Origin of the sequence: Pseudomonas sp. GLN_2 (assembly GCF_043106005.1) — a bacterium.
GTDB classification, from domain to species: Bacteria; Pseudomonadota; Gammaproteobacteria; order Pseudomonadales; family Pseudomonadaceae; genus Aquipseudomonas; species Aquipseudomonas alloputida.
Genome location: NZ_JBICMC010000045.1, coordinates 66,703 through 73,123, shown reverse-complemented (window position 1 = coordinate 73,123; position 6,421 = coordinate 66,703). Strand labels below are relative to the sequence as shown.

Sequence of the window (6,421 nt, the reverse complement as noted above, 5' to 3'; positions counted from 1 at the left end):
GAAAGGGCCGCAAAGCGGCCCCCGATTCATGCTCAGGCGGTCGCTTCGAGGAAGTCCTGGGCAAAGCGCTGCAGCACCCCGCCCGCTTCGTAGATCGACACTTCCTCGGCGGTGTCCAGACGGCAGGTCACCGGTACTTCCAGGCGCTCACCATTGGCACGGGTAACCACCAGGGTCAGGGTCGCCCGTGGCGTACGCGCCCCCAGCACGTCATAGGTTTCGCTGCCATCCAGGCCCAGGGTCTTGCGGTCGGTGCCCGGCTTGAACTCCAGCGGCAGCACGCCCATGCCTACCAGGTTGGTGCGGTGAATACGCTCGAAGCCTTCGGCGACAATTGCCTCGACACCCGCCAGGCGCACGCCCTTGGCCGCCCAGTCGCGCGACGAGCCCTGGCCGTAGTCGGCACCCGCAACGATGATCAGCGGCTGCTTGCGCTGCATGTAGGTCTCGATCGCCTCCCACATGCGGGTAACCTTGCCTTCCGGCTCGATACGCGCCAGCGAGCCCTGCTTCACGCTGCCATCGTCGTTGCGCACCATTTCGTTGAACAGTTTTGGGTTGGCGAAGGTGGCGCGCTGGGCGGTCAGGTGGTCGCCACGGTGGGTGGCGTAGGAGTTGAAGTCTTCTTCCGGCAGGCCCATTTTTGCCAGGTACTCACCCGCAGCGCTGTCGAGCATGATCGCGTTGGACGGCGACAGGTGGTCGGTGGTGATGTTGTCCGGCAGCACCGCCAGGGGACGCATGCCGCGCAGGGTGCGCTCGCCGGCCAGGGCCCCTTCCCAGTAGGGAGGGCGGCGGATGTAGGTGCTCATCGGGCGCCAATCATACAGCGGCGCAACTTTCGGCCCGCGGTCTTCCTCGATGGCGAACATCGGGATGTAGACCTTGCGGAACTGCTCCGGCTTGACCGCAGCACGCACCACCGCATCGATTTCTTCGTCGCTGGGCCAGATGTCCTTGAGGCGGATTTCCTTGCCATCGACCACGCCCAGCACATCCTTCTCGATGTCGAAACGAATGGTACCGGCAATGGCATAGGCCACCACCAATGGTGGCGAAGCCAGGAAGGCCTGCTTGGCGTACGGGTGGATACGCCCGTCGAAGTTGCGGTTACCCGACAACACGGCAGTGGCGTACAGGTCGCGGTCGATGATTTCTTGCTGGATCACCGGGTCCAGGGCGCCGGACATACCGTTGCAGGTGGTGCAGGCGAAGGCGACGATGCCAAAGCCCAGTTGCTCCAGCTCCTTCTCCAGCCCTGCTTCCTCCAGGTACAGCTGCACGGCCTTGGAGCCGGGCGCCAGCGACGACTTGACCCACGGCTTGCGGGTCAGCCCCAGCTTGTTGGCATTGCGCGCAATCAGGCCTGCGGCAATCACGTTGCGCGGGTTGCTGGTGTTGGTGCAACTGGTGATGGCAGCGATGATCACCGCGCCGTCCGGCATCTGCCCCGGCACTTCTTCCCAGCTGCCGGCGATGCCTTTGGCCGCCAGGTCGCTGGTGGCGACGCGAGCATGCGGGTTGGACGGGCCGGCCATGTTGCGTACCACGCTCGACAGGTCGAAGCTCAGGGTGCGCTCGTAGACGGCGCCGCCCAGGCTGTCCGCCCACAGGCCGGTGGCCCTGGCGTAGGTTTCCACCAGTTTGACCTGCTGCTCTTCACGGCCGGTCAGGCGCAGGTAGTCGATGGTCTGCTGGTCGATGGCGAACATCGCCGCCGTGGCGCCGTATTCCGGGGCCATGTTGGAAATGGTGGCGCGGTCGCCCAAGGTCAGGGCGCGGGCACCCTCGCCATGGAACTCCAGGTAAGCGCCGACCACTTTCTGCTTGCGCAGGAATTCGGTCAAGGCCAGTACCAGGTCGGTGGCGGTGATGTTCGGGGCCAGTTTGCCAGTCAGCTCGACGCCGACGATTTCCGGCAGGCGCATCCAGGAGGCGCGGCCGAGCATCACGTTTTCGGCTTCCAGGCCGCCTACGCCGATGGCGATCACACCCAGTGCATCGACGTGCGGCGTGTGGCTGTCGGTGCCGACGCAGGTGTCCGGGTAGGCGACGCCGTGGTCGCTGTGGACCACCGGCGACATCTTCTCCAGGTTGATCTGGTGCATGATGCCGTTGCCCGGCTGGATCACGTCGACGTTCTTGAACGCCTTCTTGGTCCAGTTGATGAAGTGGAAGCGGTCTTCGTTGCGGCGGTCTTCGATGGCACGGTTCTTTTCGAAGGCCTGCGGGTCGAAACCACCGCACTCGACGGCCAGCGAGTGGTCGACGATCAGTTGCACCGGCACCACCGGGTTGACCTGGGCTGGGTCGCCGCCTTTGTCGGCAATGGCGTCACGCAGGCCGGCAAGGTCGACCAGCGCAGTCTGGCCAAGGATGTCATGGCACACCACGCGGGCCGGGAACCACGGGAAGTCGAGGTCGCGCTTGCGTTCGATCAGCTGGCTCAGCGAGGCGTCGAGCGTAGCAGGGTCGCAGCGGCGCACCAGGTTCTCGGCGAGCACGCGGGACGTGTAAGGCAAGCCGTCATAGGCGCCGGGCTTGATCGCCTCGACCGCCGCGCGGGCATCGAAGTAGTCCAGGTCGGTGCCTGGCAGGTGCTTGCGGTATGCAGTGTTCATCATGGAATCAGGCTCGGTCACAGGATTCGGAAGGTTTCACCGTACCTGTGGGAACGGGCGTGCCCGCGAGTGCGTCAGCAGGTGCACAGTGGTTGCAAGGCCGGCGCATTCGGGGGCACGCCCGCTCCCACAAGGGGAACGGGTTGCCTCTCTATAGCTATTCAGCGCTGCTCGATCGGCACGAACTGGCGCTGTTCGACGCCGACATACTCGGCGCTCGGGCGGATGATGCGGTTGTTGGCGCGCTGCTCGAAGACGTGCGCCGCCCAGCCGGTCAGCCGCGAGCAGACGAAGATCGGGGTGAACAGCTTGGTCGGAATGCCCATGAAGTGGTACGCCGAGGCATGGTAGAAGTCGGCGTTGGGGAACAGGCGCTTCTGCTCCCACATGGTCTTGTCGATGGCTTCGGACACCGGGTACAGCACCTTGTCACCCACTTCGTCAGCCAGCTGCTTCGACCAGCCCTTGATCACCTCGTTGCGCGGGTCGGACTCTTTGTAGATGGCATGGCCAAAGCCCATGATCTTGTCTTTGCGCTCGAGCATGCGCAGCAGCTCGGCGGTGGCTTCCTGCGGGCTCTGGAAGCGTTCGATCAGTTCCATCGCAGCCTCGTTGGCACCGCCGTGCAGCGGGCCACGCAGCGAGCCGATGGCTGCGGTAACGCAGGAGTACAGGTCAGACAGGGTCGAGGCGCAGACGCGGGCAGTGAAGGTCGAGGCGTTGAATTCGTGTTCAGCGTAGAGAATCAGCGACACGTTCATGACCTTGACGTGCAGCTCGCTCGGCTTCTTGCCGTGCAGCAGGTGCAGGAAGTGGCCACCCAAGGTGTCTTCATCAGTGGTGCAGTCGATGCGTACGCCATGGTGGGTGAAGCGGTACCAGTAGCACATCACGGCCGGGAACAGCGCCAGCAGGCGGTCGGTCTTGTCGCGCTGGGCTTCGAAGGTCAATTCTGGTTCGAGGGTGCCCAGTACCGAGCAACCAGTGCGCATGACGTCCATCGGGTGGGCATCGCGCGGGATGCGCTCAAGCACTTCCTTCAAGGCTTGCGGCAGGTCACGCAGGCCCTTGAGCTTGCGCTTGTAGTCGGCCAGTTCGGCCTGGGTTGGCAGCTCGCCGTACAGCAGCAGGTAGGCGACTTCTTCGAACTCGGCACCGGCCGCCAGGTCACGCACATCATAACCACGGTAGGTCAGCCCGGCACCGGCCTGGCCCACGGTCGACAGTGCAGTCTGGCCGGCCACCTGGCCACGCAGGCCTGCGCCACTGAGTACTTTTGCTTCGGCCATGGTGTTTCTCCTTTCTTGAATTTGTTATGGATGCTTTCTGGCTAATTGGGGCGCTAGCGCTTAGCCCTTCTTCTGGGCAAACAGTGCATCGAGGCTCTGCTCGAAGGCGTGATAACCAATGGCATCGTAAAGCTCCATGCGAGTCTGCATGGTGTCGATCACGTTCTTTTGCGTGCCGTCACGACGCAGCGCGGCATACACGTTCTCGGCCGCCTTGTTCATGGCGCGGAACGCCGACAGCGGGTACAGCACCAACGACACGTCGACCGAGGCCAGCTCTTCGGTTGTGTACAGCGGCGTGGCACCGAACTCGGTGATGTTGGCCAGAATCGGTGCCTTCACCCGATCAGCGAAAGTCTTGTACATCTGCAGTTCGGTGATGGCTTCCGGGAAGATCATGTCGGCGCCCGCTTCGACACACGCCTCGGCACGGTCCAGGGCCGCGTTCAGGCCTTCGACGGCCAGCGCATCGGTACGCGCCATGATCACGAAGCTGTCATCGCTGCGGGCGTCGACGGCAGCCTTGATACGGTCGACCATTTCCTGCTGGCTGACAATTTCCTTGTTGGGACGGTGGCCACAACGCTTGGCGCCAACCTGGTCCTCGATATGGATGGCGGCAGCGCCGAACTTGCTCATCGAGCGCACGGTACGGGCAACGTTGAAGGCCGAAGCGCCGAAGCCGGTGTCGACATCCACCAGCAGCGGCAGGTCGCACACGTCGGTGATACGACGCACGTCGGTGAGCACGTCGTCCAGACCAGTGATGCCCAGGTCTGGCAGGCCCAGGGAGCCGGCGGCCACACCGCCACCTGACAGGTAGATGGCCTTGAAGCCGGCGCGCTTGGCCAGCAGGGCATGGTTGGCGTTGATGGCACCAACTACCTGCAGCGGATGTTCAGCGGCAACGGCGTCACGGAAACGCTGACCGGGGGTGCTCTTGACTGTCATTTCTCACCTCGTGTGCTGTTGTTGTGGGCGTCCAGGTAGTGACGCTCGATATTGCGCTTGGACGCGCCGATGTGGCGGCGCATCAGGAGTTCGGCCAGTTCGCCGTCACGGTCGGCAATGGCATCAAGAATGCGATGGTGCTCGGCAAAGGCCTGGCGTGGCCGGTTAGGCGTGGCAGAGAACTGGATACGGTACATGCGCACCAGCTGGTACAGCTCGCCGCAGAGCATCTTGACCAGGGTCTGGTTGCCGCTACCCTGAATAATCCGGTAATGGAAGTCGTAGTCGCCTTCCTGCTGGTAGTAGCCCAGGCCGGCCTGGAACGCGGCATCGCGCTCATGGGTGTCGAGCACCCGGCGCAGTTCGTCGATGTCGGCCTGGCTCATGCGCTCGGCGGCCAGGCGGCAGGCCATGCCTTCCAGCGACTCGCGAATTTCGTACAGCTCGATCAGCTCGGCGTGGTTGAGCGATACCACCCGCGCGCCCACATGCGGCACGCGCACCAGCAGGCGCTGGCCTTCAAGGCGGTGGATAGCCTCGCGTAGCGGCCCGCGGCTGATACCATAGGTGCGCGCCAACTCCGGCTCGGAAATCTTGCTGCCGGGGGCGATATCACCCTTGACAATGGCCGCCTGGATGCGTCGGAAGACGTTTTCGGAGAGGGTTTCCGTTTCGTCTGTCAGCACCGGGCCGGGGCTGGTAAGGTCCTGCATATTGTCGACACCTTTTAAAACTCTTGACCAGAAACTAGCGAAACAAGCCTAGCAAGTCAAAGACAAAATGAACATTGTCGACAATCGTCTAATCGCGAACTATCACCACTTCAACGCTGTCAGATCGCGCACCGCTGGCGTCAAGACGTCGTCGTGATAGAATGCCGCGCCTCCGATGGGGTATGGATAGCCTGTCTGTCATGCATTCGTGCCTGTTGACAGATAAACGAGGAAGCTTGCGCAGTAATTGCCAGTCACCTTGACCTGAACCTTGCCTAGAACCTTGCAATGCACCGCGCCAGGAATATGAGACTTACACCCGTTTTATTGCTGCTATGCCTCACCCTGCTGCCGGCCCTTGGCCAGGCTGCGGGCAAGACCGTGTATGGTCTCAACGAATACGCACATCTGGGCGACCTGGACCTGGAAGTGGCCGCCAAGCTCGACACCGGTGCCAAGACCGCGTCGCTCAGCGCCCGCGACATCAAGCGGTTCAAGCGCAATGGCGAAAGCTGGGTACGCTTCTACCTCGCCATCGATGCGGCCCATTCGCACCCGATCGAACGCCCACTGGCACGCGTCAGCAAGATCAAGCGCCGGGCCGGCGACTATGATGCCGAATCAGGCAAGGCCTACACGGCCCGCCCGGTCATCGAACTCGAAATCTGCATGGGCCAGACCAGGCGCACCATCGAAGTCAACCTCACCGACCGCAGCGCGTTCCAGTTCCCGCTGCTGATCGGTTCCGAGGCGCTCAAGCACTTCGACGCACTGGTTGACCCAAGCCTTAAATATGCGGCCGGCAAACCTGCCTGTGCCACCGACGCTCCCAAAGCAGAGTAATCCC

General features: G+C 63.0%; 5 protein-coding genes. 1 reads left to right on the top strand and 4 read right to left on the bottom strand.

Annotated elements, in window-relative coordinates:
- Positions 1 to 32 precede the first annotated feature (32 nt).
- The 4 genes from acnD to ACF8Q6_RS12555 form a co-directional block, all read right to left on the bottom strand.
- Positions 33 to 2,621, bottom strand: coding sequence for a Fe/S-dependent 2-methylisocitrate dehydratase AcnD (gene acnD, locus ACF8Q6_RS12570; RefSeq protein ID WP_392492586.1), 2,589 nt, complete (start codon positions 2,619 to 2,621; stop codon positions 33 to 35).
- Between the two features lie 161 nt (positions 2,622 to 2,782).
- Complete coding sequence (gene prpC, locus ACF8Q6_RS12565) at positions 2,783 to 3,910, bottom strand: 2-methylcitrate synthase (protein ID WP_003250313.1); 1,128 nt, start codon at positions 3,908 to 3,910, stop codon at positions 2,783 to 2,785.
- Between the two features lie 60 nt (positions 3,911 to 3,970).
- Entirely contained in the window at positions 3,971 to 4,861 is an 891-nt protein-coding gene (gene prpB / locus ACF8Q6_RS12560; RefSeq protein ID WP_003250310.1) for a methylisocitrate lyase, read from the bottom strand.
- Entirely contained in the window at positions 4,858 to 5,574 is a 717-nt protein-coding gene (locus tag ACF8Q6_RS12555; RefSeq protein ID WP_012053055.1) for a GntR family transcriptional regulator, read from the bottom strand. Before ACF8Q6_RS12555 ends, prpB begins: the two co-directional genes overlap by 4 nt.
- A gap of 306 nt (positions 5,575 to 5,880) precedes the next feature.
- Here ACF8Q6_RS12555 and ACF8Q6_RS12550 point away from each other — a divergent pair, with 306 nt between their 5' ends.
- Positions 5,881 to 6,417: an ATP-dependent zinc protease gene (locus ACF8Q6_RS12550; RefSeq protein ID WP_010953297.1), complete on the top strand. Its 537-nt coding sequence runs from the start codon at positions 5,881 to 5,883 to the stop codon at positions 6,415 to 6,417.
- The last annotated feature ends 4 nt before the right edge of the window (positions 6,418 to 6,421 follow it).

Coding starts and splice junctions, on each gene's coding strand:
- acnD (WP_392492586.1), bottom strand. CDS start 2,621: ATGAACACTGCATACCGCAAGCACCTGCCAGGCACCGACCTGGACTAC.
- prpC (WP_003250313.1), bottom strand. CDS start 3,910: ATGGCCGAAGCAAAAGTACTCAGTGGCGCAGGCCTGCGTGGCCAGGTG.
- ACF8Q6_RS12555 (WP_012053055.1), bottom strand. CDS start 5,574: ATGCAGGACCTTACCAGCCCCGGCCCGGTGCTGACAGACGAAACGGAA.
- ACF8Q6_RS12550 (WP_010953297.1), top strand. CDS start 5,881: ATGAGACTTACACCCGTTTTATTGCTGCTATGCCTCACCCTGCTGCCG.
- prpB (WP_003250310.1), bottom strand. CDS start 4,861: ATGACAGTCAAGAGCACCCCCGGTCAGCGTTTCCGTGACGCCGTTGCC.